Genomic DNA, 25,928 nt, shown 5'->3' with positions numbered 1-25,928 from the left:
AGGAGATCTTTGATCGAAGTCGCCGAACTTCAGCGCGCGTAGGGTGTTCGGATGGGGAATCATGAGCGGCCACTGCACTGTTCGTCGTTCGGCACGGTGGCGTCCGCGTATGCCGAGCATCGTCCGGACTACGCGCCGACCGCCGTGCGCTGGGCGCTCGCGGCCGCGCCCGGGTCTCGGGCGCTCGACCTCGGGGCCGGAACCGGGAAGCTGACCGGTACATTGGTGACGCTGGGGGCGGATGGCGTTGCGGTAGAGCCTGATTCGGCGATGCTGGCGCAGTTGCGGCGGGCGTTGCCGGGCGTCCGTGCGCTGTCGGGGAGTGCGGAGGAGATTCCGTTGCCGGACGGGTCCGTCGATGCGGTGCTGGCCGGGAATGCGCTGCACTGGTTCGATATGGCGGCTGCCGGTCCCGAGATAGCCAGAGTGCTTGCGCCCGAAGGAGTTCTGGCCGGTTTGTGGAATGTCCTGGATACCCGGGTGGATTGGCTGGCCGGGCTCGAACAGGTCAGCGGGAGGGCGGTGATCGGTCCGCGTGACACCGTCGCCACCTGGCGCGCGGCGACGGCGCGCCTGCACCTCCCTGGTCCCGGCCGGGCCGCTCGGTTCGGCGCGCCCGAACAGGCCGAATTCGAACACGGGCAGCGTCGCAGTGCCGACTCGCTCGTCGAGACATTGGCGACGCGGGCGGGTGTGCTGGTCATGTCGGAACAGGAAAGGCAGGACACGCTCGGCCGCATCCGGGCCTATCTCGCGAGCCGAACCGAAACCGCCAGTGGCGAATTCGACCTCCCGATGCTGACCGGTGTGCTGCGTGTCCGGCAGTTGTGATCGGCTGCGCGGATCACCGTGGCCGTTCGCGACTGCCTCGGGCGCTCAGCGCCCGGATCGGCCCGATCAGCGCCCGGTATTGCTGATCTGGGGTCTGGCCGCGCTCGAGATCTGGCCGACCGTCTTCGGCGCGGCGCTGATCGTCTACGGTCAACTCTGGCGAATCGACCGCCTGGGCATCTACTACGACCAGACCCGCGAATCACCGGTTGGTCTGGGGGATTTCGATGCTGATCGGCATGCGTAGCTCGGCCAGATACCACAGCGCGAACTGGCGCAGGAATTCGTCGAACAGCCAATAGGCGTCCTGGGTCGGGGGAATCGCGCCGAGGATGCCCTCGCGCACGGCGAGGAATGGGGGCCAACTGAACTGGAGTAGCGGGCCCCACACCGGTTCTCGGGGAATTGCCAGCCAGTCGGCGATCCGGTCGCCCAGGATGTAGCGGGTGAACGCGCCCAGAATGGGTTTGCTGAGCAGGCTCAGATCGATATTGACGCCGAGGTCGAGCAGCCGGTGGGCCAGATCGGCGCCCTCGGGGGTCGGGGCCAGGACCGGGTCGAGGACCTGACGGGCCTGCGCGTCGGCCTGCTCCCACGACGCGGGAATGTATTCGTCGCGGACGCCGAGCAGATGGGCGGCCAACTGCCAACTGTGCAGGTAGCCTTCGGATTCCGCGGGCGGTATCGGGATCTGCCAGGTGCGGAACGTGCGCATGATGGTGGTGGCGAGGCTGTGCCAGGTCACCATCAGATCGTCCTGACTGATCGGGGTGTGGCCCTGCGGCCAGTGCGACGATTGCGGCAGCAGATGTCGGACCGCGGCGTGGATGATCCGGGTTTTGACGCACGTGACGATCATCTGACCGTCGGGAGCGTAGGCGTTGACCGTGCCGATGTCGTAGCCGAGTTTGGCGGTCTTGGCGATGCGATCCTTCAAATGCGATCCGCCGCGCGAGTAGTACACCGCGAGCGCCTCGTGCGGAATGACCGTGGACATCATGCCGCTGGCGAATGCGTAGAGCACGCCGAGGTAGGTGCCGCGCTTCTTGTTGAATTCGAAGGAGGCGGCCAGTTTGCCGGGATCGGCCCAATCCGGAAGGCGGCGGGCGTCTTCGATGAATTCGCGCAGATTCGCGGGCAGCCCGTCGGGGAGGGGTTGACCGTTGCGGGTCCAGGTTCCCAGCAGCCGGTTCACCTGCGGTACGTCGGTGTGGTCCATTACGTCGGCGACGATCGGATCGGCTTCGGGGTCCCACAGGGTCAGGGGATCGGCGCCGCCGCCGACCCACGGCTCGGCCCTCGCGGTGCGTGCCGTCAGCGCCAGCGCGGCGACCGCGCCCAGGAGTCCGCCGCTGACTCGCAGCGCGTCACGCCTGTTCCACTCACTCATCGCGCTCACCCACCGAATGCGGAGGATCCGGCATCGAGCCGGTAGAGAAGATCTTGAATCAGGTTCCAGGGACTCATCATTCGCCTCTCGATTGTCCGTGGCGTTGGAGAATGGTCAGTAACATACAGGAATAAACGACTGTTCAAGGCCGCTTTAAACAGAGAATCATCAGAAACTTTTCTCGCTGAGGCCGTGCCAGTAGTCGTCGTTCGGCGGATCGGGATGCGGATAGCGGACCGCGACCGCCTCGAGGCCGTCCTTGCGCACCCACCGCCCCGGGCCCACCAGCGTGTCGAAGGTCTGCCCCAGCTCCGGCATCCGCGCGACTGTGCGGAAGGGCTCGCAATCGTATCCGGGCAGCCGCACCGACGGTTTCGTCCATGTGCCCCGGTCGTCCGGTTCGCAGCCGGTGTCCGGCCACATGATGCGCAGGCATCGCTGTGCGATCGAATCCGGGAAGACCGCTCGCAGCCGGACGAATCCCTGCTCGATGAACTAGCGGACCTGTGCCCGGTAGAGCATCGTCCTCGCCGCCTGTCGCCTGTCGCATCGCCCTGGTAGGCCGAATACCCGGAGGGGTTGTCTTCTCACATGGCCGCCGAGTCCGTAGCATTCGGACCGGGGGAGCGATCCGAATCCGATGGGGCAGAACATGAAACCGGACTGGGCCGGTGACGGCGTCGACCCGACCGTTCCGAGTCTGGCGCGGATGTACGACTACTCACTCGGCGGGTCACACAACTTCCGGGCCGACCGGGAGCTGGCCGAGGCCTACCGGCTGCGATGGCCGCACATGTTCCATGCCGCGCGGTCCAATCGCGCGTTCCTGCGCCGAGTGATCCGCTATCTCCTCGATCGAGGGGTGCGGCAGTTTCTCGATATCGGCTCCGGTATCCCGACGGCGGGCAATGTGCACGAGATCATCACCGACGCCGGTGACGTTTCCGGCGCGCGCCTGGTGTACGTCGATATCGATCCGGTCGCGCTGATCATGAGCCGCCGTCTGCTCGCGGACGTGGAATGGGTCGAAACCGTCCAGGGCGACGTTCGCCATATCGACGCCATTCTCACCGACCCTGTGGTGACCACCCGCCTGGACTTCACCGAGCCGGTCGCGGTGCTGATGCTGTTGATGTTGCACGCGGTAGCGGACCCGCTGCGGCCGCTGCTGGCGCACCTGGACGAGCATCTGGTGCCGGGGAGCTACCTGGCTGTATCCCATTCCGCGCCGAGTGATCACTATCCCCCTGACGAACTCGCCGAATGGCTGGCGCTGGCCGCTCGGACCACCACGCCGACCGTCGCGCGCAGCAGCGCCGAAATCGAGGACTGCTTCGGTGATTTCGCTCTGATCGAACCCGGCCTGGTCCCACTGCCGCTGTGGCATCCCGAACCTGGATCCGATACCACCACCTATTGGTACGACGCCGTGGGTGGCGTCGCGGTCAAACCCTGACATCGAGGGCGATACCGAGCGGTGCGACGGTCAGCGGGTTGCGAACTGGCTAACTGGCGGCAATGCTGGTTCCGATATGAGACGTATTCGTATCGGACGTACGCGGGCATCGGTCGAGCGCAGTGCGGCCGGTGGGGTCGAGGGTGGGAATCGGGCGCGGGTGCGGCGGCGTCGGCAGCGAGTGGTCACGGCCGAGCAGCGGCGCGATATCGCGCTGTTGCTGCGCGGGAGTATTTATTCGGAGGTGACGCCCTCGCCGACGGCGACCGGTGAAGAGTATTCGCCGCGGCAAGTGATCGACTTCTGTTTGGATCTGGGGGAGGTGATGCTGTCGTCGGGGGCCGACGCGCGCAGCGTCGAGGTGGCGATTGTCGCGGTGTCGGCGACCTGGAATCTGGCGGCGGTGGAACTCGTATTCTCCGGGTCCTCGATTCATATGGTGTATGCCGTGCCGGATGAGCCGACGATCGCCGGATTGCGGGCCGTGCGGGAGACGGGGGCGGATCTGCATCGGCTCAACAATGTGTACGGGGTGGTCGACGACATCGTGGGGCATCGGATCGATATGACCGAGGCCAGTGGGCGGCTGGTGGAGGAGATGCGGTCGGGGCCGCGTTGGCCCTATGGCGTTGTGGCAGGGGCCATGGGAGTTCTCGGGGTGGTCGTCGCGTTGCAGGCGGGTGGGACCTACTGGTCGGCGCTGGGCGCGTTCGTTCTGATGTTCGTGCTGATGTATCTGGGTCGGGCACTCGGAAGTCGTTATCTGCCAATATTTTTCGTGGCGGTCGCGCAGATGGCGGTGACGACGGTGGTCGGTAGTCTGGCGATCTCCTACAGTCCGATCAATCCCGGTGAGGCGGCGAGTATGGTCGCCGCGTGCGTGGTGTTGCTGCTGCCGCATCCGGCGATCGTGGCGACCGCGCAGGACGCGATTTCGGGATTTCGGAGTCTGGCGCTGGTACGTGGTTTGGGCATCGGTCTGGTGGTGCTCGGCATGGTCACCGGAATTCAGGTCGGTTTGGCGATCACGCGATGGGTGAATCTCGAGGTCGATCCGTCCTCGATTCAATTGACCGGCCTGACGCCGCTGTGGGCGCTGTTCGCCTCGGCGATCGCGGCCGCGGCGAATGCCTTCGCACAGGGGGCCACCGCGCGAGTGGTGCCGATTGCCATGGCGGCGGCGGTATTCACCCAGGTGATCCTGCAGCTGTGCGCCCGTGCGCATATCGGCCTGCAATTGTCGTTGATGCTCGGCGCGGCGATTCTCGGCGCCATCTGCACCTGGACGGCCGCGCGCTTGCGGATCTCCCCGGCGTCGATCATCGTCCCGGCGTTCTGCGGCGCGCTGCTGCCATCGCTGGCCGTCGCGCATTCGCTGCTGCGGTTCATCGGTCATGCGCCGGGCTCGGGCGTGTCGTTCGCGCTGGCCGTGCTCACGACACTTGCGATCGGCGCCGGGCTGGTCCTGGGCAACTTCGTGGCGACCGGCGGAGCGCGCCGGATGGTCGGCATGCGGACCCGGATTCGCTCGGCGAGTTTGGATACCGAGCCGCGGCCGACGGCTCGGGAGGTTCGACCCGAGCCGTAGCCGCGCTCCGGACGAAATCCGGAGCGCGGCACATGTTTTTCGGCTACTGCTTGGCGGTCACCACGGCGTAGAGGGTGTCCCAGGCCTTCGGCTTGGGGCTGGGGGCCATGGTTCGGGGTGTGGTGGGTGCGGTGCCGTTGAGGGTGGCTTCGCTGGGCTTGTATGCGGGTTTGCCCTTGTCGGTGAGCCAGGTTTTGAAGAGGGGGGTGGTGTTGCGGCCTGTTACGGCGTTGGCGGTGTCGATGAAGTCGGCTACCTTGCCGTTGCTGTATTTATGCTTGGTGAGCCACTCGCGGAGGATATTGAAGAAGATGTCGTCGTCGGCGAGGGCGCTGCGAAGGGCCTGAATCGCCAGGGCGCCACGGGAATACAGTTCGGCGGGGAGGACCTTGGCGGGGCCCGGGTCGGTGAGGACTACGTTCCAGTCGATTCGGGTGGAGGTGTCGTAGGCGTAGTCGGCGATTTCGGCGGCGCTGCCGGTGCCGTTGCGCTCCGACCAGAGGTATTCCATGTAGCTCGCGAAGCCCTCGTTGAGCCAGCCGTCCTTCCAGGTGGCGACCGAGGTGGAGTCGCCGAACCACTGGTGGGCGTTCTCGTGGACGATCACCGAATCGTTCTTGCCGCGGGTGAAGAATCCGTCGGTGTAGGTGGGGCGGGTTTGGGTTTCGAGGGCGAAACCGCCCATTTTGGCGTCGACGACGCCGCCGGTGGCTTCGAAGGGGTACGGGGTGAGCACGCTCGACAGCCAGTCCACGATCTCCGGCGTGCGCTCGACGCTGGCCTTGGCGTTGGCCCGGACGGTCGGGTCCAGATCCTTGGCGTAGGCGGTCAGATTCGGCCGGGTCGGCGAGCCGCCGTTCTGGCCGCCGCGCTCGTACTTGCCGACCGCGAGATAGGTGGCGTAGGGAATCTGCGGGGACTTGCTGAGCCAGTTGTGCCGCTTCCAGCCCGGAATCTGCTGGGTCACACTGGTTTCCGTGCCATTGGACAGCACATCCATATCCGCCGGGGCCAGGACCGAGACGGCGTAGGTCGCCTTATCGCTCGGATGGTCGTTGCTCGGGTACCACCATTCGGCGGAGAAGGGTTCGTTGGAAATCAGTCCGCCGTTGGCGTTTTCGATCCAGTTGCGCGCGCCCGCGGCGTTCTGCACGCGCGACGGGATGTCGTTGTAGGCGACGACGGCGGTGAACTGGTCGCCGGTGGCGAGATTGACCGGCATGGTCACGGCCAGCTTGTCGTTGCCCAGGGCGTATTTGGCGGGCCGGTTCTCGACCAGCACCGACTGGGTCTGCAGCAGGAAGTCGAATCCGATCGCCGAGCCCGCCTTCAGATCCTGGCGCGCCTTGGCGGTGATCGTGGTGGTGCCGTTGAGCCGCCCGGAGGACGGGTCGTACTTCAGGTCGATGCTGTAGTTGGAGACGTCGTAAAGGGCGCTGCCGATGTTCGGGAAGACCGGATCGCCGATCCCGCCGATCGGAGCGCGGGCGTTCGCGCCCGGTCCGGCGATGAGAAGTGGTGCTACCAGACCGGTCACCACCAGAGCGGTGATGCGGGCCGCCCCCCTGTGTTTGGCTTTCATAACATTCGATGGAAGCATGGGCAAATGACTTGGGACACACCATGATTCGATGACCTCGCTAGGGGTTGCGGTGGGGTGGTCGGGCATTCCGGTACATCGAAAATCCATGGGGTGCAGGAACTTTGAATTCCTCCTTCGGTCGTGTTGTGAACGATTCACTGATTGAAAGTGATACTCTTCGGCGCAGTGGGGTGGAGTAATTCGGGTGTTCGGCTGTCGTAGATCCATCGATATTCCAGATTGACCCTTTCCAAAAATCACTTCAGTCGTGAGAGAGGCTAACGATGGCTAATCCAACCCTTGCGAGTCGGGCGCTCGGGCGGCAGTTGCAGAAGTTTCGTGAGCGGGCGGGGATGTCGGAGTATGCGGTGGCTCGGGCGATTCAGACCTCGCCGCAGACGTATGGGCGGCTCGAAGACGGGGTGAAGCAGAACGTCTCGAGTATGTGGATCAATGCCATCAGTGACGTGTTGGGGGTGAGTGACGACGAGCGGCGACAGTTGCACATGCTTGCGGAAGAGGTTCGGAAGGAACGAAACTGCGACGGACGTCGGTGGCGGGCTTTCATCAACAAGCTCCGGCCAAGCACTGATCGCTTCTTCGACCTCGAGGAGGCTGCGCGGAAGATTACGTCAGTTCAGCTTACCCTCGTACCAGGTCTGCTACAGACTGTGGACTATCGACGGCAGTTGGCGTGGGCGGAGTTTCCCAACGAGAAGTCCGAGGAAATCGAAGGGCTTCTGGGATTTTTTCAACAGCGTCGACAGCGTCTCCTGGATCCGCAGTTCGAGTTCGACGCATTCATCGCGGAGTCGGTCTTGCGACAGCCAACCGGCGGACCGGGCGTTATGGGTGATCAGCTGCGACACCTCGCCGATTTGGCTGAGCGGCCGAACGTATCAATGAGAGTCATACCTGCCGGAACGAATCCTATTGCTGCAGTGGTCGGTTCGTTTCTCTGGCTAGAATTTCCGATGCTCCCGAAGACCAGGCTGACCCCGTTGCCGGTGGTTTACGTTGAAGGGTATACGGGTGTTCTGTACCTGACGGAGGACGACGATCTCAGCCAGTATCGCAGTGTGCTGCGGACACTTGAGCGTGTAGCGTTGAATCCAGATGCGACCAGGGATCTGGTCCTGAGGATCGCGAGGGAGCTCTCGACGTGAGCATCGACTTATCAACGGCAGTGTGGTTCAAGTCGAGCCGTAGCTATGCGAGCGGTGACTGCCTGGAGGTGGCATACCTTGCCCAGGGCATGGTAGGCATCCGCGACTCCAAGCAGCCCACAGGCCCGGCCTTGCTCTTCACCCCAACGGAATGGTCCGCCTTCACCGCCGACCTCATGACCGGCCGCTTCGGCCACCCCTGATCGCGCTGGGCTGATTTCCCCTTCCCCTTTCAGTTTATACACGATTCCGGAGCCTCATGAGGCGTCGGGTTATGGTCCATAATCGTTGCCTGAATGTCGAAATCGCAGGTGAGGAGTGGTGGATGGGCTATGTGCTCGGCTTTGCGGAGATCGACCGGACCCAGGTCGCGATGGTCGGCGGCAAGGGGGCGAATCTGGGGGAGTTGGCTCGGATCGACGGTATCGAGGTGCCGGGCGGGTTCTGTGTGACGACCGATGTCTTCGCGCGGGTTGTGGCGGGTGTGCCGTCGATCGAGGAGCGGATCGATGAGTTGTCACGGTTGCGGCCCGACGATCGGGAGGCGATCCGGGCGCTGAGTGCGGAGATTCGGGGCGCGATCGAGGGGCTGGTGATTCCCGATGAGGTGGCGGCCGAGATCGTCGGTGCGCTTACCCGGCTCGGCGCGGACGGGGCCTACGCCGTGCGATCCAGTGCGACGGCCGAGGACCTGCCGAACGCGTCGTTCGCGGGGCAGCACGACAGCTATTTGAATGTCGTGGGGACCGCGGCGATTCTCGAACACGTCAGCCGGTGTTGGGGTTCGCTGTTCACCGAGCGGGCTGTCGCCTATCGGATGCGAAATGGATTCGGTCACACGACGGTTCGTATGGCCGTGGTCGTGCAGCGGATGGTCGCGGCGCGGGCCGCGGGCGTTATGGTCACCGCCGACCCCCTCACTTCGGATCGGACGGTCGTTTCCATCGACGCGGCCCTCGGACTCGGGGAGGATCTCGTTTCCGGACTCGTGAACGCCGATATCTATCGGGTTCGCGAGGGCGAGGTCATCGATAGGACGATCGCCGCAGAGCCGGTGCTCTCGGATGCCGAGGCGCTGCGGCTCGCGAGGTTGGGCCGTCGCATCGAAAAGCATTTCGGCAGCCCGCAGGACATCGAATGGTGTTTGGACGGCGAGGAAATCCGCATTGTGCAGAGTCGGCCGATCACCACGCTGTTCCCGATTCCCGTGGCCGCCGACGACGAGAATCACGTCTACGTCTCCGTCGGGCATCAGCAGATGATGACCGATGCGATGAAGCCGCTGGGAATCTCGATGTGGCAGTTGACGAGTCGGGCTCCGATGCGCGATGCGGGCGGGCGGTTGTTCGTGGATGTCACCGCGATGCTGGCGTCGCCGAGTAGTCGCACGGCGGTGGTCGAGGGGCTCGGCAAGTCCGATCCGCTGATCGGGGACGCGCTGCGGAGCGTGGTCGAACGCGGTGATTTCATTCGTGAAGCGGCGGAAGGGGATTCGGTGCGCGCACCGGCCGCGCTGCGCGCTTCCGATTCCGCGCCGATCGAGAGCGATCCCGATATCGTCACCGGGATCATCGCGCAGAGCGAAGCCTCGCTGGCCGAGCTGAAACGCGGCATCCGGGACGTCTCCGGATCGGCGCTGCTGGACTACATCATGGCCGATATCCCAGAGCTGCAACGGGTTCTGTTCGCGCCCTTGGGGTTGCAGGTGATCAAGGCCGGGATGGACGCCGCGGAGTGGCTCAACGAGCGGCTGCGGGAATGGCTGGGGGAGAAGAACGCCGCCGACGCGCTCACCCAGTCGGTGCCGGGGAATGTGACCTCGGAGATGGGTTTGGCGCTGCTGGACGTGGCCGATGTGATCCGGCCGCATCCGGAAGTGGTGCACTTCCTGCAAGGTGTCGAGAAAGCTGGGGAGCCAAGGGATTTCATGGACGAGCTGGCCGAATGCGCCGGTGGTCCGGAGGCGCGCGAGGCGATCGAGGGGTTCCTCGGCAAGTACGGCATGCGCTGTGCGGGCGAGATCGACATCACCCGCCCGCGCTGGAGCGAGAACCCGGTCACGCTGGTGCCGACGATTCTGAGCAATATCAAGAACTTCGAGCCGGGCGCGGGTGCGCAACGCTTCGAGGACGGGCGGCGCGATGCCGAGCAGAAGAAGGCACAATTCCTGCGCCGCCTGCGCGAGCTGCCCGACGGGGAGCGCAAGGCTGAGGAGACCGAGCGGATGATCGACCGCGTCCGCATGTTCGCCGGGTATCGGGAGTATCCGAAATACGGCATGGTGAGCCGCTATTTCGTTTACAAGCGGGCGCTGCTGGGTGAGGCCGCGCGGTTGGTGGAAGCCGGTGTGCTGGGCGAGGCCGAGGACATCTACTACTTGAAATTCGATGAGCTCGCCGAGGTGGTGCGCAGTCACCGGGTCGATGCGGAACTCATCGCCGAGCGCAAGGCGGCGTTCCGCACCTACCAAGGGCTAACTGCCCCACGAGTACTCACCTCCGACGGTGAGACGCTCAGCGGAACCTATCGCCGCGAGGATCTGCCCGCCGACGCCCTGCCGGGAATCGCGGTGTCCGGCGGGACGATCGAGGGTCGCGCCCGCGTCGTCACCGATATCTCGCAAGCCGATCTCGAAGCGGGCGATATTCTGGTCACCGCCTACACCGATCCCAGCTGGACCCCGCTGTTCGTCACGATCGCGGGCCTGGTCACCGAGGTCGGCGGTCTGATGACCCACGGTGCGGTCATCGCCCGCGAGTACGGTCTGCCCGCTGTGGTGGGTGTGGAACATGCCACCGAGCTGATTCGGGACGGGCAGCGCATTCGGGTGAACGGTACGGATGGCTACGTCGAAATCCTCGACGTCGGGCATCGAATCCCTTGAAGGGCTTGATAACTTTGGCGTCACCGCCGCTCGGTCGCTCGAGTCGCCCGAGCACCTCCCCGTGAGAGGGTGCAGGGTATGACGAAACTTCTGCCGGAGACGCCGGCCGTGCCGGTGGTCCGTACCGACTTCTCCGACCAGGCGGCCTGGGAGCGGGTGAAGGCCGGGATCGGTTGGGTGACACCGGATGAGTTCAAGGCCGATGTGACCTTTGTCGACGACCCGACCTTCGAGGGCGTGCCGGTCGCCGATCTGCTGGAGCGCCTGCCGAAGGGCGGCGGGCACGCATTGCTGCTGGTCGTGGACGAGACTACGATTCGGTCGCCCGAATACCCTGTTCTGGTCGTGGATCTCGGCTCGGAGCCCGACCCGGAAGATGACTGGCCGGGCGAGCCCGCGGGGCGATCGTTCCGGGCGCTTCCGCACACGATCCAGGAGATCGAGAACAATCTCTCGATCGCCAATATGGATTGGGAGGAGTTCGCCGACGATGTCGACGACGACGGCGTACGCCGTCAACACATGCTCTACGGTGGCGTCGAGAACCTGGCCGACGCCAAGGCCGTCGGCTAGGCCGGATCCGCTTGGGGCGCTGCGTAAGACCGGCGGTAGGCGTTGGGTGTGAGGCCGACCGTGCCGCGCAGGTGTTTGCGCAGCAGGATCGGGTCGGCGAAGCCCGCGGCGGTCGCGACCTCGTTGATGGGGAGTTCGGTCGCTTCGAGCAGGTGGCGGGCGTGGTCGACGCGGCGCTGGGTGATCCATTCGTGGGGGCGGCCATGTTCGAGTTCTTCCAGAATCGCGATGTCATGGCGCTGGATCGGGATCTGTCCGCCCTGCGCGCCCTGCATCCCGGCCTGCTCGATTTCGAGACGTGGCTGCGCGAAACCGGTTGGGACGGTAGCGAACAGGCGGCGCAGAAGTTCCCCCGGCGACTGGCCGCGTCGTGATCGATTCCGTGGACGAGCGCGGATTCGGCTTGGCGAGTGCGCGTTTCATCAGCGGTACCCAGGACGGACATATCGAATTGGGGGCCCGGGTCAGCCAATTCCTGGGCGCCGAGCGGACTGTGCTGTTCTCGTCGTGTTTCGACGCCAACGGTGGCGTGTTCGAGACACTGCTCGGCGCGGACGACGCGGTGATCTCCGATGAGCTCAATCACGCGTCGATGATCGATGGGATCCGATTGAGCAGGGCCCGTCGGTTGCGTTACCGCCACGCCGATCTCGACGATGTGGAAACGCAGCTGCCGCCCTGTTTCGGGAGCTGATGGCCGGCTTCACGGTGCTCACCGGCGACGCGGTCGCGCTCGCGCGGCGGATGCGATCGTTCGGCATACACGTTGTGCCCATGGCGTTTCCGGTCGTGCCCCGTGGCGCCGATCGCATTCGGGTGCAGCTTTCGGCGGCGCACAGTGCCGAGGACGTGCGCGTGGCGGTCGAGGCTTTCCAGCGGGCGCGCCTGCCGTAACGAGGTGTGCGGGGTGCGGAAGTGCCTGCGCTGTTCGTGCCAGTAGGTGGCGGCGACGGTCGCCCACGCCCCGATCGCGGCGAGGGCGGGAATCGCCGCCCCCGCGGCCAATAGCGCCGTCATGATCGCGTGGTGGGGGAGGCCGGGGCGGGGGTGAGCGCGCCATCCATGACCTCGGTCCACCAGTGCTGCAGCGGGCTCGGGTCGGGCCATTGCAGGATCGGGGTGTCCTCCTCGGCCGGTGGCGTCGGGCCGGACGTGGTGGCGACGTTCATCGCGGCTGCCTCGCTACGAGCGGGACACTCGGCCGCAGCACGCCGGCGCGCCAGATGTCGATCGGTAGCGCTGTCGTTCGTGCGGGCTTTCCGAACCCGTGGTGAGCTGGACGATCCAGGGCAGGGGAGGGTTTGGTCAGCATCAGCATGCTTGCCACCTGCGGTTCACTCCATTCTCCATCGAAGAGACCTCAGATAATCTGTGCCTGTAGGCACAGATATTGTTTAGCACTCGACAGGGGAGAGTGCAAGGTCTGGGGTGAGATAAGCTGCGCCCGGAAACTGTGAGGAGTGGTATGAGTCCAGGGCGGCGCGACGAACATCTGCCGGATTCGGACCGGGCCGTCTACGCGATCTCGGTGGCGGCGGATCTGGCCGGGATCGGCATCCAGACGCTGCGGCTGTATGAGCAGCACGGCTTGATCACACCCGTCCGCAGCCCGGGCGGCACCCGCCGCTACAGCGGCGACGACCTCGCTCGCCTGCATCGCATCACCGCGCTCGTCGAGCGGGGCGTCAATCTCGCGGGTATCGGCCGCATCCTCGAACTCGAGGACGCCAACTCCGAACTACACGCCGCCAACCTGGCCCTCACCAAGGAACGGGACGAACTGCGCGACAGCCATCGCGATCGTTAGTGCTCATGAACTAAGGGCTCAACCACTCGGGCGGCGTGTAATCGTCAGCGCCCGCGAAGCTTCCGGGGGCGGGGACGTCGTTTTCGAGATTGCGGATCTGGGTGGCTTCGTATTGGTCGGCCCGTGGTAGGTGGTCGCGGCCCTCACGATCGCCTGGCCGGATTCGTCGAGTTCGTCGCGGACCGTGGTGAGCAGACCGTGGAAAGTTTCCGCTGCCTCGTTGAATCTGCTCACCGCCGTGGGGAATTGCTTCTGGACGCCGTCGATATGCGCGCCCGAACAGGTCCAGATCATGTCCGTCCAGCGAGTAGTACTCGCGGAACCGAGCGACCAGACTCGACAGGTTCTGGTTGAAATGCCGCAGGCCCTCCTGCGCCTGCCGCACTTAGGCGTCGTTGGTCGGATCCATGACGGCGTCGCTCATGTATTTGTCGTCGGCGACCTGCCACAGCTTCGAAAGCAGCGGCTCCAACTCGCCCTGTAGTGATATGCCCATTGCCCGAAACCCCCGGATGTCGCATTCCCCCTGCTGAATGCGAAACAATCTACCGAGCAACGGTTCTCGCGGCGTCTACCCGAGCGCGTAATTGCCGTGCAACCCATGGCGTACAGCCGTGGTTGACCGACGGTCACGCATCACGCCGGGTCGTGGATGCTCGCGGCGTTCAGATACTCGATGCCGGTGACTATTTCGGTGTGTATGCGAATGAGTCGATTTCGGGGGCCGGGGAGGTCGGCGGCCAGGAGGCGTTGGAAGCGGCCGATCTCCTGCGGGTCGTTGATCTCCTCGGCGGTGCCGGTGACGATGACACACCAGCCGAGCATGGAATCGTGGTCGATGGTGTCGGCCTCGAAGGCCACTACCTGGCGGGTGACGCTGAGCGTGATGCCGGCGTTGGCATTGATGACTATCGTGTCGTCGGCGACGATGTGGTTGACCGGGCGAATTGTGGGCAAAGCGTAACGGGCGAAAACGACCCGTCCGAAACGGGCACCCGACAGCAATTTCAGTGCCTCGACAGTCGTCAGGTCGCGGGACCGGAGTTGTCCGTCCATCGCTATCGTCTCCGAACCATCGTGCATGCCAACAGGTTGCGATGACCGCTTGGAAAATCGACGCCGGTCGCGACAGCCCGTTCTGGCCGGGGCAGTCCCTGGGTTCCGGTCGGGCGCTGATCGGTAACAGGTGACCGGACGATCACTGGATCGTATTGTCTGCCTGATCCTTTCATGTTTCACGACCTCTGGCGAGGGGAAATTCCAAGTGCTAAGAATACTTTGTGCATCTGCGGTGGTGCGGCTCCCGCGGCGGGGGCGTGAGTGACGACCGCGGGGCGTGACACATTGTCTCGGGCCAGGGGGCCATCGATGGCACAGCAACAGGCGCGGTTCGACGAGTTGGCTGTCGGAATGGCCGAGCTCACGGCATTGCTTTTGTCGACCCGCGATGTGGAAGATTCGCTACGGGATCTGGTCAACATCGCATCGGGAATGTTGCCGGGGCGGCCGATGGCCGGGGTGACCCTGCGGCGCGACGCCGGCCCGATGACCGTGGCCTCGACCGGTGCGCATGCCGAGTTGATCGACGAGGTGCAATACAGCGAGGGCCTGGGCCCCTGTCTCGAGGCGATCCAGACCGGCGCGCCGGTATCGGTGCCCGATATCGTGACCGAACGGCGGTGGGGGCGGTATCCGGCGCGGATGCTGACTCACGGGGTGCGGTCGATCTACTCGCAACCACTGGTGGTCGAAGGGACTCCGATCGGTGCGTTGAACCTGTATTCCACGCGGGCCGACGGGTTCGACGATCGAGCCCGCGATGCGATCGCGTTGACCGGCGCCCACACCGGTGTGCTGCTGGCGTCGGCGATCGCTGCCGCCCGTCAAGCGGATCTGACCGATCAGCTGCGGGCGGCGCTGGCGTCGCGTTCGGTGATCGATCAGGCGTTGGGCATGGTGATGATGCAACGCCAATGCACTCGCGAGGCCGCATTCGACGTGCTGCGCAGCACGTCTCAGCAGCGCAATATCAAGCTCTCCGCGATCGCGGCGGAGATGATCCGCACAGTCACCGGCTTCGACCCCTCTCCACCGCATTTCCGATTTGCCGGTGACGGCCGGTGACCGAGGACCGCGATGGACAACAGGCCAGGAGGTGTAAACTCTGGGGAGACGCATACTCACGCACCGTCTTTCCGAGTCCTGAAGCGAGGCTCCGGAATCCGTTTGCTCGCGATTCAGGACACCGATATGGACGACGCTGTGCTTCCGATTCCGCCCACGGCCAGGATCGCTGGCGCTCCGATGTTTTTGCCGCATCAGTTCGTTGATCCCGCTCCGGAACCGGCCGGGAACGCGGCCGCATTCGCCTATTCCAGCGACCGATTGGTGCGTCATCTGTTCGACGTGGGCCTGCAGTTGCACACCCTGCAGGCGATCTTCGATCAGCCGCACGCCACAGGGCGCGAAATCAAGGCGGCCAGTGATGCCGTCGGAATCGTCCTCGGCGATCTGGACATGCTGATCCACGATGCCGGGCTGACGATGCTCGCACTGAGCATCGACAGCATCGGAGCGGTCCGCAGCGGACAGGGTTCCGGGCCTTCGGATTACAACTTGTAGCCGATGGTGCGCAACAGCTGCCTGCGGTCGGTCTGGTCCTGTGGACTTTCCACACCCAGCGGGGGCTGGCCGTCGACCACGCCGACGATGCCGCGGCCCAGACCGGTTTCGGCGATCAGCACCTCCACCGGATTGGCTGTGGCGCAAAAGATTCCGCAGACCTCGGGGACGCGGCGGATGGCGGGCAGAACATTGACCGGGTAGCCCTCGCGCAGGAAGACGATGAAACAGTGGCCCGCGCCGACGGCTGTGGCGTTCTTGGTGGCCAGCTCGGTCAGGTCGGTGTCGTTGCCGGAGTGGCGGATCAGGCGGGGGCCGGACGCCTCGCAGAAGGCCAGGCCGAATTTCAGGTGCGGGCTCGTGCCGACGAGGGCCTCGTGCAGGTCCTCGACGGTTTTGATGAAGTGGGACTGGCCGATGATGACATTGAGGTCGTCGGGCTTATCGATGCGTACCGAAGTCAGCTCCATCGGTCCATGATGCGCCGATCGCGACCGTCGAATGGGGAAAACGAGTACGCGACCGGCGGTGCGGTCAAGGGCGGGGATGGCCCTCGTGCGTCGAGTGCGAACTCGGACTCGGCCACCAGATTCGGCTGCCTACCAGTGCGAACAGTGCCGGGATCGCGATCGTGCGGACCAGGAAGGTATCGATCAGAATGCCCAGGCTGACCACGATGCCGATCTGGGTGAGTGTGATCAGGGGTAGGACGCCGAGGACCGCGAAGACCGCGGCCAGCACCACGCCCGCGCTGGTGATCACCACGCCGGTGGCCGAGACCGCGCGCACGATGCCGCCGGTGGTGCCGTGGGCGGGGGTTTCCTCGCGGGCGCGGGTGACGAGGAAGATCGTGTAGTCGATGCCGAGGGCGACCAGGAACAGGAAGGCGAACAGCGGGACGTTATCGTCCAGGGCGGGATAGCCGAAGACGTTGTGGCTCAGCCAACTTCCCGCGCCGAGTGCCGCGAGCGCGCTGGCGGCGGTCACCGTGACGAGCAGCAGGGCGGCCGGGATCGCGCGCAGCAGGGCGAGCAGGACCAGGACCACCACCGCGAGGATTATCGGCACCGCGGTGCGCAGGTCGTGGCGGGCGGCGTCGCGGGCGTCGAGCGCCTCGGCGTCGCCGCCGCCGACCAGGGCGTCGGCATTCGGGACGGAAGAGAGCGCTTCGCGAATCGATCGGATCGTCGAAAAGGATTCCGCCGAGCCGGGTTTCGCGGCCAGAACCACCGACCAGCGCTGTAGTCCGCCAGCCGGGTCGCCGGTGGGGCGGGCGCTCACCACCCCTCGATCGCGGCTCGTGTCGAGAGCGCGCTGCACGTCGTCGGCCGCGGTGGCTCGGGCGATCACGAGCGTGGGATTGGACGAGCCGGACGGGTAATGCGCTGCGAGCGTGTCGAATCCGTCCACCGATTCCGCGCGCACCCGGAACTTCTCGGTCTGCGACAACCCGATCGAGGTCTGCGCGAGTCCGGCCGTGCATACCGCGAGAAAGGCCAGGGCGCAACCGATCACAACAACGGGTCGGCGCACCACGCGTTCGGCCAGCGCATGCCATGCGCCGGTTTCGGTCGTATCGCGGCCGTCGGCGGGCGGGATCAGCGGCCAGAAGACGCGCCGACCGCACAGGGCGAGCGCGGGTGGCAGGGCCAGCAGGACGAAGGCGGCCGCGACGAGCAGTCCGGCCGCGGCCAGCGCGCCCAGGCTGCGGGTGCTCGGCGTATCGGCGAAAAGCAGGGTCAGCAGGGCGATTACGACGGTGGCATTGCTGGCGAGGATGGCCGGTCCGGCCCGGCGGGCGGCCTGCCGCAGGGCGCGGCGATGATCGTCGTGATGGTGCAGTTCGTCGCGGTAGCGCGAGATCAGCAGCAGTGCGTAATTGGTGCCCGCGCCGAAGACCAGGACGCTGGTGATGCCGGAGGTCGACCCGTCGAAATTCAGGCCGGTCACCCGGGCCAGGCCGGTCCCCACGCTCGTGGCCGCGCGATCGGCCACGCCGATCACCAGCAGCGGCACCAGCCACAGGACGGGCGAGCGGTAGGTGAGGATCAGCAGGATCGCCACCACCAGCGCGGTCACCGCGAGCAGGGTGATATCGGCTCCGGAGAACGAGTCGGCGATATCGGCGCCGAAGGCGGGCCCGCCGGTGACCTGGAGTGAGAGGTCTTGTGGCAGGCCGTTGTCGGCGGCCTCGCGGATCTGGTCGACGCGGTCGGTGAGGTCGAATCCGCTCAGCGCCGAATCGATCTGGACGCGTCCGATCGCGGCGCGTTTGTCCTCGGAGACGAGCGGTTCGGGGCCCGGTGTGCCCGCGGCGCGCTGGACGGCCGCGGCGGTCGCGGCCTTGTCGGAATCGGTGAGTTCGTGGCCGTCGTGTCGGCTCACCACCACGATCGCGGTCGCGGTGTCGCCGCCGGGAAAGTCGGCGAGAGTCGCACGCGCCCTGGCGGATTCGGCGCTGTCGGGCAGGGTGCTCGGTCCGCTCGTGCCGCTGTCGTTGCCGCCCACGCCGCCGATCAGCGCGCCCGCGAGCACGGCGAGCAGGATGAGAATCGCCCATGATCGGCGAGCGATGACCAGCGAGGCATAGCGATCCCAGAAACGCACGGCCCAACTCTTTCAGAAACTTAAGTAATCGACAAGTGCATCGGTACCGCATCGAAGTTGCGGGTAGTCTGGGGCCGATGCGATGCGTGGTCTTGGGAGCGACCGGATACATCGGCGGCCGACTGGCCCCGGAGCTGCTCGACGCGGGGCACGAGGTGCGGGTGATGGCCCGCACGCCCGGCAAGCTGGCCGAGGCGCAGTGGCGCGACCGGGCCGAGATCGTGCGCGGCGATATCACCGTGGCCGAGGATGTGCGCTCGGCGTTGAGCGGGCAGGAGGTCGTCTACTACCTCGTGCACTCGCTGACCCGCTCCGATTTCGACACCGTCGATCGCGAGGCCGCGCGGCTGGTGGCCCGGGAGGCCGCGGCGGCGGGGGTGCGGCGCATCGTGTATCTGGGCGGGATCGCGCCTGTCGGACAACGGCTTTCGCGTCATCTCGCCTCGCGGGCGGAGGTGGGCCGCATCCTGTCGGAGGGTCCGGTGCCCGCGGTGGTGTTCCAGGCCGCGGTGATCATCGGGTCGGGGTCGGCGAGTTTCGAGATGCTGCGGTATCTGACCGAGCGGCTGCCCGCGATGGTGACCCCGCGTTGGGTGCGCAATCGGATTCAGCCGATCGCGGTGCGCGATGTGCTCTACTACCTGACCCGCGCGGCCGACGCGCCCGACGAGTTCGCGGGCGTCTTCGATATCGGCGGCCCGGACGTGCTGACCTACGAACAGATGATGCGCGACTACGCCGAGGTCGCCGAGCTGCCGCGGCGGGTGATCGTGCGGGTGCCGGTGCTGACGCCGTGGCTGTCGGCGCAGTGGGTGAATCTGGTCACCCCGGTGCCGCGGGCGATCGCGGTGCCACTGATGGAGTCACTGGTCAACGATGTGGTGTGCCGGGATCGGGAGATCGCGCGGCATATCCCCGATCCGCCCGAGGGCCGCACGCCGTATCGGCGCGCGGTGGAGTTGGCGCTGCGGCGCATTCGCGATTTCGATGTGCCGACTCGCTGGTCGGATGCGGATACCCCGGACGCGCCGTCGGATCCGCTGCCCACCGATCCCGAATGGGCGGGCGGCACGCTGTATCAGGATGTGCGCTCGCGCCACACCCCGGCGGATCCGCGCACGGTGTGGGCGGTGATCGAGGCCATCGGCGGTGAGAACGGCTGGTATTCCTTCCCTTTGGCGTGGTCGGTGCGGGGCTGGATGGATCGGCTGGCCGGTGGGGTCGGGCTGCGGCGCGGGCGACGCGATCCGAATCGGCTGCGCGCGGGGGAGGCGCTGGACTGGTGGCGGGTGGAGAAGATCGAGCGGCCGCGTCTGCTGCGGTTGCGCGCGGAGATGCGGGTGCCGGGGCGGGCGTGGCTGGAGTTGTCGGTCGAGCCGGACGGGGCCGGATCGGTGTATCACCAACGGGCGCTGTTCGATCCGCACGGACTGGCAGGACATCTGTACTGGCAGGCCATTTCGCCGTTCCACGCGGTGATCTTCGGCGGTATGGCCCGCAATATCACCGGGGCGGCGGAGAAGTCGGCGGACCGATCAGCCCCGCGTAGTGGCCGCGCATGGCCTCGATGAGGGTGCGCAGGACGCGATGGGCGGCGTCGAGGTCGGCCTCGGGGAAATCGGACAGCGCCGAGCGGTTGCGTTCGCCGAGCGGGCCGAAGAAGTCCCGGGCCAGGGCCATCCCGGGTTCGTCATAGTGCAGCAGGACCCGGCGGCGGTCGCTGGGATCGGATTCGCGGCGCAGATGGCCGGATTCGATCATGCGTTCCACCAGGTAGGTCACCGCGGCCTGGGACATGCCCATCTGGGTGCTGAGCTGTCCGGCGGTGAGGGCGCGGCCCTCGGTTTCGGCGTGTGCGACGTGCATGAGCGCGCGGAAATCGTTGGCGCGCAGGTCGTTGGCCCGGGCGAAGACGTGACCGATCTGTTCGGAGACCGCGGTGAGCGCACGGATGTCCTCGGCGATCCGCGTCTCGAGTTCGGCGCGCTGTTCGGGTTCACTCACGTAACGATCCTGCCTCACGTTCCTCAGCGAACCATCGTCTGGTCCTCGTCCGCTATCACAACGGCGTTGCCGCCCATGCGCTTTGCCTGATACATGGCCCCGTCGGAGCTGCGGAGCAGAGAGCGGGTGATCTTCTCGAGATTGTGGTCGCGCAGCCGGGTGGCGTCGTAGGCGGCGGCTCCGACGCTGGTGGTGATCGGGACGGGCAGGTCCCGCATGCGTTCGATCGCGCCGCGCAGGCGCTCGGCCGCCGATTCGATGCTCTCCTCGCGCAGGCAGCCCGCGACCACGAATTCCTCGCCGCCGGTGCGCGCGACCAGCGCCCCTGCCGGGGCGGCGGCACGCAGGCAGTCGGCGGTGCGCACGAGCACCTGATCGCCGCGCGCGTGGCCGAAGGTGTCGTTGACCGCTTTGAATCGGTCCAGATCGAGCATTACCACGTAGACCTCGCCGCGATCGCAGGAGCCGAAGAAGTGGGCGAGCTGGCTGTCGAGGCCGCGCCGGTTCAGCAGCAGGGTCAACGGGTCGGTCAGGGAATCCACGCGCAGCAGCCAGTACACGAAATGCATGGCGGGCAGGACGACCGCGGACACCATGAAATTGGCCAGCACCACACCGAAGGCCAGGGCGACATCGCCCTCGTGGACGGCGAATCCGCCTGTGCCGGTGGCCATCAGCGTCGCGATGAACGTGATCGCCAGCATCGACCAGGCGACGTGCAGGGCCAGGATGCGCGGGCCGTGGAAGATCGCGACGTAGCCGCCGATCGTCACCAGCAGCACGATTCCGGCCGCGCCGAGCAGGCGATCGCGGACCATCACGCTGTTGGCGGTGGTCGCGAGGTCGGCCATCGCGACCAGCCACAGCGATTCGACCTCGCGCGGCAACGGCAGGAACCACCACCGCACGGTCCAGGCGATATCGAAGACGGCCACGACCACGTCCTGCACGATTCCGGCCGGTCCGGTCAGACCGCCGTGCACCTGCACGAGCAGCATCGTGATCAGCAGCGACACCAGTCCGCCCGAGCCGAGGAACACCTTGACCGGCCCGAGCGCCGCATGCGACTCGAGCGTTTCGACGAGCACGTCGTAATCGACGCGATCGCGCCACCAGGTCCGAAGCATCGCTCGGATCTCGGACATGTGGTTAGCGCTTCATCCCGGCGCGGAGCACAGGCAACACGCTAGCAACGGTAGGGGCGATTGTCCCGTTCCGGTCAGCTGCCTTCGTCGACCGTTCTGCCCTCCTCGGCCTGCCAGGTCTGCGGCAGGGTGCCCTGGGCGTCTCGGGGTGCGGGGGAGCGGCGAAACCCCGTCGGGCCTCGACCGAGTTATTCGCCCGAGACAGCGTCCGCCGCGAGATCGCGCAGCTCCGCGAGGGTCGAGGCCTCGTATTCGACGGCGTCGGCGCCGACGACGCCGGAGAGCCGGTCGGCGGGCTGGTCGCGGCAGCGGGTCAATGCGGTGGTGGCCGGTTCGCCCGCCAGATAGGCGTCGCTCATACGCAACTGCCACAGCCCGGCCGCGATCTCGCCGGCGCGTCCGGCCTGCGTGCGCGGTAGGTAACCGGCGGCCTCGCCGGTGATGGCGGCCCAGATGTAGCCGGCGACCAGTTCGTCCAGGCGGACCGGGAGATACCGGATGGGCGAGGCGGTTTCGGTGGCGTAGGTCCGCAGGGGGACGCTGACCAGCGGCCCCCATCCGTCGCGCCGATCGGCGGGCGTGCCGTCGAGATACGCGCCGTCCTGGATCAGCGGGCCGTCGCCGAGGGGCGGGCCATCGGGATTGAGCCGAGTCCACAACTCGTCCAGGCTCGGCAGTTCACCGGGCTGGGTCTCGGCCGGGACCGCACCGGCCGCGGCGTCCTCGGGCGCGCCGATCCACTGCCGGATCGCCTCGTTCGGTGAAAGGCCCTGTGCGGCAGCGTCGCTCAGGCGCGCTTCCCAGGCGAGCAGGCAGTCGAGATCATTTCCGGCCGTCTCGAGGCGGCGTTCGAAACCCGCGGCGTGCTGTTCGGTGGAGGCCCACAGATAGCCGATGAGCACACCGCGCCGGTGTACCGGCAGATAGGTCAGCGCACGACGGGTCCAGTGGCTGTAGGCCGCCGGGGTTTCGGTCATCGGTCCTCCTGCGCCCGATCGGGTTCTCCGCCGAACGCTACCCCGGCTCGAGCGCGACGAAAATGCCTCGATTATCCGATTATTACGCTCGGCTTGCACTTCGGCTTACCGGCAGGTGACACGGGTGGCGGCCCTTTGTGGCGAATGAACGGCTGAGGGCCGATGCCGCGACGATGACGGAAGCGCCGCGCGGCGTGCTGGGCACTGAGACGAACGAATTGCACCGTGCGGCAGCGACTCTGGTGACCACCGTCACCGAGTCGTTGCTACAGGACCAGGCGGTCGTGCAGCGATACCAGCGCCGACAGACCGGCCGCACGGCCGATTTCACCGCCTGAGCGCGATCGACCATCGGTGTTGGGCGGCGGCCATTCCCGCCGCCGCGTCGGCGCGCTCATCGGGGGTGGTGAGGCCGATCCGACGGCTCACCTGGGCGACCTTGTTCAGGACCGCATCGGCCTCGTCGGCCCGGCCCGCGGCGGTCAGCGCGCGGGCGTACACCCGCATCGCCCGCAGCCACCGCACCGTGGCCGCGACCTCGGTCAGCGCCCGCACGGCCTCCTCGGCGATCGGCACCGCGGCCCGGGCGTCGCCGTCGTGCAGGAGCACCTCGGCCAGACGGCCCAGCGCCCAGCCCTCCTGATGTCGGCGGCCGTCGCGGCGGGCCCGGTCGAGCGCCTGCTCGCAGAGCGCGCGGGCGGTCGTGACATCGCCGAGATGCGCGGTGGCGAAGCCCAACTCGTGCAATGCCATCGACTCGAGGCGCAGGCTGCCGACCAGTCGTGCGATGCGCAGGGCCTGTTCGGCGGCCTCGGCGGCCTCCGACCAGCGCTCGGCGAGGCAGTAGGCGTAGGCGATCGTGGCCCAGCTGTTGCCCTCGCTCCACTGGTTGTCGATCTCGCGGGCCAAGTCGATGGCGCGCCGGAAGTGTCCGACGGCGCCATCGGTGTCCTCCTGGAAGGACATGGCCGTGCCGAGCATCTGCTCGGCCATGATGGTGCCGTGCCGGTCGCCCGAATCGCGCAGTACCGCACCCGCATCGCGCAGGGAGTGGGCGGCGCTGAGATCGCCCGTGCCGACCAGCCGGGCCATGGCGGCGGCCAGCTGGGCGCGGCCCGCGGTGCGGCGATCGCCGTCGGTGTAGGCGGCGCGGCCGAGGGCCTCGAGCATCGGTGAGACCTGCGGTAGATGTTCGCCCGCGTCGCCGCCCAGTGCGAGTGACAGCGCGAGATCGACCGCGAGCGTACGGGTTCGGGAATCGGGCTGATCGACGCTCTGGCGATAGAGCGCGACCACGGCGTACCGTTCGGTCATAGCCCATGCGGTGCAGCTTCGTTCGTCGGTGAACCGCAGTCCGGCCGCGTCGGTGGTGGCGTAGAAATCGGTGCCGACCCCCGGATCACGCAGATCCACAATATTTTTCGCCGTGGCCAGGGAGAAGTCCATCAGGCGGTACAGCGCTCGCGGCCATTCCCCCTGCTGTTCGGGATCGGCGACCCGGCGGGCGAACAGGCGCAGCAGATCGTGGTACCGATAGCGCCCGAGTTCGGGTGTCTGCAACATGCCCAGGTCCACCAGGGTTTCGCAGAGCCGCTCGGCCTCGGGCTCGTCCCGGTCGAGTAGCGCGGCGATGGCGGCGATCGACAGGTCGGGCGCGTCGCAGAGCGCGACCAGCACGAACGCGCGCGCGAGTTCGGGTTCCAGGTGGCGATAGCCGAGGTCGAAGACGAATTCGACGCTGGTATTGTCGACCGCGAGTTCGGCCAGCCGACCGCGTTCGTCGGCGAGGCGTTCGGCGACCGCACCCAGACGCCAGGTGGGCCTGCTGGCCAGCTTGGCCCCGACGATGCGCAGGGAGACGGGCAGCCGACCGCAGGCCCGTAGGATCTGGTGGGCCGCCTCGGGTTCCTCCGACATGCGCCGCGCGGATACCATGCGCGCCAACAGCGTTCGCGCCTCCTCGCGGGACAGCACATCCAGCGGGGCGAGTCGCGCGCCGAACAGTTCGGCCAGACTCGACCGGCTGGTGACCAGCACCGCGGCCGAGCCGGTACCGGGCAGCAGGGGCGCGAGATGCTCGACGTCGCGGGCGTTGTCGAGGATGAGCAGCATCTTCTTGTCCGCTACGGTGCTGCGCCACAGCGCGGTTCGCTCCGACGGATCCTTCGGCAGTTCGCCCGGTTCGACGCCGACCGCGCGCATCGCGACCGCGAGCAGCATCTCCGCCGAGCGCGGGTGTTCGTCCATACCACCGAGATCGAGGTACAGCAGGCCGTCCGGATAGTGATCGCGCACGCGATGGGCCAGATGTACTGCGAGCGTGGTCTTTCCGACACCGCCCATCCCGGTGATCGCGATGACCGGGCGACGGCCGCCGTCGGCGGTCAGGGTTTCGGTCAGTTCGTCGATGAGATCCTGGCGGCCGACGAAATCCGCGATATCGGGGGGTAGGCGCGCCGGAGCGCGCGGGAGGTCGAAATCCGTTTCGGCCCGGGGCGATTCGTTCGTGGTGTCGGCGACCGGTAGGTCGGCGGCGAGGATCTGCTGGTGTAGTCGCATCATGCCGGGCCCGGGTTCGAGGCCGAGTTCGTCGGCGAGCAGGCGGCGCGCGTTGCGGTACACGTCGAGGGCCTCGACGCGGCGGCCGCTGCGGTACAGGGCGACCATCAGCAGTTCGTGCCAGCGTTCGCAGTATGGTTCGGCGGTGACCAGGGCCTCGAGGTCGGCGATCGCTGCGGTGTAGCGGCGCAGGTCCAGGGCGACGGCGATGACGGCCTCGCGCAGGGCCGAGCGCAGTCGGTCCAGGCGGGCGCGTTCCTTGTCGGCCCAGGGGCCGGGCAGTCCGACCAGTGGGTCGCCGCGCCACATCTGTTGGGCGGCATTGAGTTTGGCGTCAGCGGCTTCGGTCGATCCGGCGCGGCGGTCGGTCTCGGCGGCGGCGATCAATTCCTCGACGGTGACGACGTCGAATTCCACCGGTAGTCCCAGCCGGTAGCCGCCACGGGTGGAATCGAGCCATTCCGCACCCGCGCCGGGACGGCCGTGGATGTCGAATTGGCGGCGTAGCGCCAAGACGTGATTGCGCAGCACGCTGGGCGCGGATTTCGGCGCGTGGTCCGACCACAGCCGGGCGGCCAGTTGTGCGGTGGACAGGGTCTGGCCCGGTTCGGCCGCGAGCATGGCCAGCACGGTCTGTAACTGTGGAGCCGCGATATCCAACCGCCGATCACCCAACCACACCTCGACCGGCCCCAACATCGACAATCTCAGTACCCCAGGCCCCGCCACGCCCATAC

General features: G+C 66.7%; 28 protein-coding genes. 16 read left to right on the top strand and 12 right to left on the bottom strand.

The features are described from left to right. Positions 1-51 precede the first annotated feature (51 nt). Positions 52-831, top strand: coding sequence for a class I SAM-dependent methyltransferase (locus tag NP4_RS05255; RefSeq protein WP_067992708.1), 780 nt, complete (start codon positions 52-54; stop codon positions 829-831). Then, positions 815-1,078, top strand: coding sequence for a DUF6653 family protein (locus NP4_RS05250; RefSeq protein WP_067992706.1), 264 nt, complete (start codon positions 815-817; stop codon positions 1,076-1,078). The genes NP4_RS05255 and NP4_RS05250 overlap by 17 nt, the downstream gene beginning before the upstream one ends. Here NP4_RS05250 and NP4_RS05245 read toward each other — a convergent pair. Together NP4_RS05245 and NP4_RS40680 are read right to left on the bottom strand one after the other, a co-directional pair. Next, positions 1,034-2,221, bottom strand: a complete 1,188-nt coding sequence (locus NP4_RS05245) for an oxygenase MpaB family protein (RefSeq protein WP_067992703.1) — start codon at positions 2,219-2,221, stop codon at positions 1,034-1,036. The two genes, NP4_RS05250 and NP4_RS05245, sit on opposite strands and share 45 nt — an antisense overlap. Before the next feature lie 168 nt (positions 2,222-2,389). Next, a complete protein-coding gene (locus NP4_RS40680; protein WP_156524886.1) occupies positions 2,390-2,539 on the bottom strand; it encodes a hypothetical protein in 150 nt (49 codons plus the stop codon). Positions 2,540-2,861: 322 nt separating this feature from the next. Between NP4_RS40680 and NP4_RS05235 the strand changes: the two genes are divergently transcribed. Further along, complete coding sequence (locus tag NP4_RS05235; RefSeq protein ID WP_082875562.1) at positions 2,862-3,677, top strand: SAM-dependent methyltransferase; 816 nt, start codon at positions 2,862-2,864, stop codon at positions 3,675-3,677. 76 nt (positions 3,678-3,753) lie between these two features. Beyond that, on the top strand, positions 3,754-5,265 hold the full coding sequence (locus tag NP4_RS05230; RefSeq protein WP_082875561.1) for a threonine/serine exporter family protein: 1,512 nt from the start codon (positions 3,754-3,756) through the stop codon (positions 5,263-5,265). 43 nt (positions 5,266-5,308) lie between these two features. On the opposite strand, the gene NP4_RS05225 is transcribed toward NP4_RS05230, so the two are convergent. Beyond that, on the bottom strand, positions 5,309-6,847 hold the full coding sequence (locus NP4_RS05225; protein ID WP_067992695.1) for a M1 family metallopeptidase: 1,539 nt from the start codon (positions 6,845-6,847) through the stop codon (positions 5,309-5,311). 284 nt (positions 6,848-7,131) lie between these two features. Here NP4_RS05225 and NP4_RS05220 point away from each other — a divergent pair, with 284 nt between their 5' ends. The 4 genes from NP4_RS05220 (at position 7,132) to NP4_RS05205 (ending at position 11,470) form a co-directional block, all read left to right on the top strand. Further along, positions 7,132-8,013 carry a helix-turn-helix domain-containing protein gene (locus NP4_RS05220; RefSeq protein WP_067992693.1) on the top strand — a complete coding sequence of 294 codons (882 nt, stop codon included), beginning with the start codon at positions 7,132-7,134 and terminating at the stop codon, positions 8,011-8,013. Next, positions 8,010-8,216: a DUF397 domain-containing protein gene (locus tag NP4_RS05215; protein ID WP_067992690.1), complete on the top strand. Its 207-nt coding sequence runs from the start codon at positions 8,010-8,012 to the stop codon at positions 8,214-8,216. Before NP4_RS05220 ends, NP4_RS05215 begins: the two co-directional genes overlap by 4 nt. 71 nt (positions 8,217-8,287) lie before the next feature. Continuing rightward, the gene (gene rph / locus NP4_RS05210) at positions 8,288-10,897 is read left to right on the top strand and encodes a rifamycin-inactivating phosphotransferase (protein ID WP_255285427.1); all 2,610 of its coding nucleotides are present in this window, start codon (positions 8,288-8,290) and stop codon (positions 10,895-10,897) included. 78 nt (positions 10,898-10,975) lie between these two features. Continuing rightward, positions 10,976-11,470, top strand: a complete 495-nt coding sequence (locus NP4_RS05205; RefSeq protein ID WP_147287860.1) for a DUF6924 domain-containing protein — start codon at positions 10,976-10,978, stop codon at positions 11,468-11,470. On the opposite strand, the gene NP4_RS43290 is transcribed toward NP4_RS05205, so the two are convergent. Then, on the bottom strand, positions 11,467-11,745 hold the full coding sequence (locus NP4_RS43290) for a helix-turn-helix domain-containing protein (RefSeq protein ID WP_082875559.1): 279 nt from the start codon (positions 11,743-11,745) through the stop codon (positions 11,467-11,469). The two genes, NP4_RS05205 and NP4_RS43290, sit on opposite strands and share 4 nt — an antisense overlap. Between NP4_RS43290 and NP4_RS43285 the strand changes: the two genes are divergently transcribed. Genes NP4_RS43285 through NP4_RS41485 form a run of 3 tightly spaced genes read left to right on the top strand, consistent with a single transcriptional unit; the run spans position 11,704 to position 12,364 of the window. Continuing rightward, positions 11,704-11,844 carry a hypothetical protein gene (locus NP4_RS43285; protein ID WP_218023977.1) on the top strand — a complete coding sequence of 47 codons (141 nt, stop codon included), beginning with the start codon at positions 11,704-11,706 and terminating at the stop codon, positions 11,842-11,844. The two genes, NP4_RS43290 and NP4_RS43285, sit on opposite strands and share 42 nt — an antisense overlap. Beyond that, complete coding sequence (locus NP4_RS41490; protein WP_169813660.1) at positions 11,841-12,164, top strand: aminotransferase class I/II-fold pyridoxal phosphate-dependent enzyme; 324 nt, start codon at positions 11,841-11,843, stop codon at positions 12,162-12,164. Before NP4_RS43285 ends, NP4_RS41490 begins: the two co-directional genes overlap by 4 nt. Then, positions 12,164-12,364 carry a hypothetical protein gene (locus tag NP4_RS41485; protein ID WP_067992675.1) on the top strand — a complete coding sequence of 67 codons (201 nt, stop codon included), beginning with the start codon at positions 12,164-12,166 and terminating at the stop codon, positions 12,362-12,364. The genes NP4_RS41490 and NP4_RS41485 overlap by 1 nt, the downstream gene beginning before the upstream one ends. A 119-nt stretch (positions 12,365-12,483) precedes the next feature. On the opposite strand, the gene NP4_RS40670 is transcribed toward NP4_RS41485, so the two are convergent. After that, complete coding sequence (locus tag NP4_RS40670) at positions 12,484-12,639, bottom strand: hypothetical protein (RefSeq protein ID WP_156524885.1); 156 nt, start codon at positions 12,637-12,639, stop codon at positions 12,484-12,486. A gap of 296 nt (positions 12,640-12,935) precedes the next feature. Here NP4_RS40670 and NP4_RS05185 point away from each other — a divergent pair, with 296 nt between their 5' ends. Next, positions 12,936-13,277, top strand: a complete 342-nt coding sequence (locus tag NP4_RS05185; RefSeq protein ID WP_067992672.1) for a MerR family transcriptional regulator — start codon at positions 12,936-12,938, stop codon at positions 13,275-13,277. A gap of 636 nt (positions 13,278-13,913) precedes the next feature. On the opposite strand, the gene NP4_RS05175 is transcribed toward NP4_RS05185, so the two are convergent. Beyond that, a complete protein-coding gene (locus NP4_RS05175; protein ID WP_255285485.1) occupies positions 13,914-14,333 on the bottom strand; it encodes a pyridoxamine 5'-phosphate oxidase family protein in 420 nt (139 codons plus the stop codon). Between the two features lie 312 nt (positions 14,334-14,645). Here NP4_RS05175 and NP4_RS05170 point away from each other — a divergent pair, with 312 nt between their 5' ends. Beyond that, positions 14,646-15,401, top strand: coding sequence for a GAF and ANTAR domain-containing protein (locus NP4_RS05170; protein ID WP_082875558.1), 756 nt, complete (start codon positions 14,646-14,648; stop codon positions 15,399-15,401). Between the two features lie 126 nt (positions 15,402-15,527). After that, positions 15,528-15,899: a hypothetical protein gene (locus tag NP4_RS05165; RefSeq protein WP_147287859.1), complete on the top strand. Its 372-nt coding sequence runs from the start codon at positions 15,528-15,530 to the stop codon at positions 15,897-15,899. On the opposite strand, the gene NP4_RS05160 is transcribed toward NP4_RS05165, so the two are convergent. Continuing rightward, the gene (locus NP4_RS05160) at positions 15,887-16,369 is read right to left on the bottom strand and encodes an adenosine-specific kinase (protein WP_067992661.1); all 483 of its coding nucleotides are present in this window, start codon (positions 16,367-16,369) and stop codon (positions 15,887-15,889) included. The two genes, NP4_RS05165 and NP4_RS05160, sit on opposite strands and share 13 nt — an antisense overlap. 64 nt (positions 16,370-16,433) lie before the next feature. Beyond that, complete coding sequence (locus NP4_RS05155) at positions 16,434-18,506, bottom strand: MMPL family transporter (protein WP_245997168.1); 2,073 nt, start codon at positions 18,504-18,506, stop codon at positions 16,434-16,436. A gap of 77 nt (positions 18,507-18,583) precedes the next feature. Between NP4_RS05155 and NP4_RS05150 the strand changes: the two genes are divergently transcribed. After that, entirely contained in the window at positions 18,584-20,077 is a 1,494-nt protein-coding gene (locus tag NP4_RS05150) for an SDR family oxidoreductase (RefSeq protein WP_067992658.1), read from the top strand. Here NP4_RS05150 and NP4_RS05145 read toward each other — a convergent pair. From NP4_RS05145 to NP4_RS05135, 3 genes are all read right to left on the bottom strand, one after another. Continuing rightward, positions 20,010-20,510, bottom strand: coding sequence for a MarR family winged helix-turn-helix transcriptional regulator (locus NP4_RS05145; protein ID WP_114755512.1), 501 nt, complete (start codon positions 20,508-20,510; stop codon positions 20,010-20,012). The genes NP4_RS05150 and NP4_RS05145 overlap by 68 nt on opposite strands. A 23-nt stretch (positions 20,511-20,533) precedes the next feature. After that, on the bottom strand, positions 20,534-21,655 hold the full coding sequence (locus NP4_RS05140) for a GGDEF domain-containing protein (protein WP_082875557.1): 1,122 nt from the start codon (positions 21,653-21,655) through the stop codon (positions 20,534-20,536). A gap of 188 nt (positions 21,656-21,843) precedes the next feature. Beyond that, a complete protein-coding gene (locus tag NP4_RS05135) occupies positions 21,844-22,632 on the bottom strand; it encodes a hypothetical protein (RefSeq protein ID WP_067992652.1) in 789 nt (262 codons plus the stop codon). 137 nt (positions 22,633-22,769) lie between these two features. Here NP4_RS05135 and NP4_RS05130 point away from each other — a divergent pair, with 137 nt between their 5' ends. Beyond that, positions 22,770-22,970 carry a hypothetical protein gene (locus NP4_RS05130; protein WP_067992649.1) on the top strand — a complete coding sequence of 67 codons (201 nt, stop codon included), beginning with the start codon at positions 22,770-22,772 and terminating at the stop codon, positions 22,968-22,970. Here NP4_RS05130 and NP4_RS05125 read toward each other — a convergent pair. Next, entirely contained in the window at positions 22,960-25,890 is a 2,931-nt protein-coding gene (locus tag NP4_RS05125; RefSeq protein ID WP_169813659.1) for an AfsR/SARP family transcriptional regulator, read from the bottom strand. The genes NP4_RS05130 and NP4_RS05125 overlap by 11 nt on opposite strands. Positions 25,891-25,928: the final 38 nt, after the last annotated feature.

Source organism: Nocardia pseudobrasiliensis NBRC 108224 (assembly GCF_001613105.1).
Classification (GTDB): Bacteria; Actinomycetota; Actinomycetes; order Mycobacteriales; family Mycobacteriaceae; genus Nocardia; species Nocardia pseudobrasiliensis.
The sequence above is the reverse complement of the archived record's forward strand: the minus strand, read 5'-3'. Positions and strand labels throughout refer to the sequence as shown.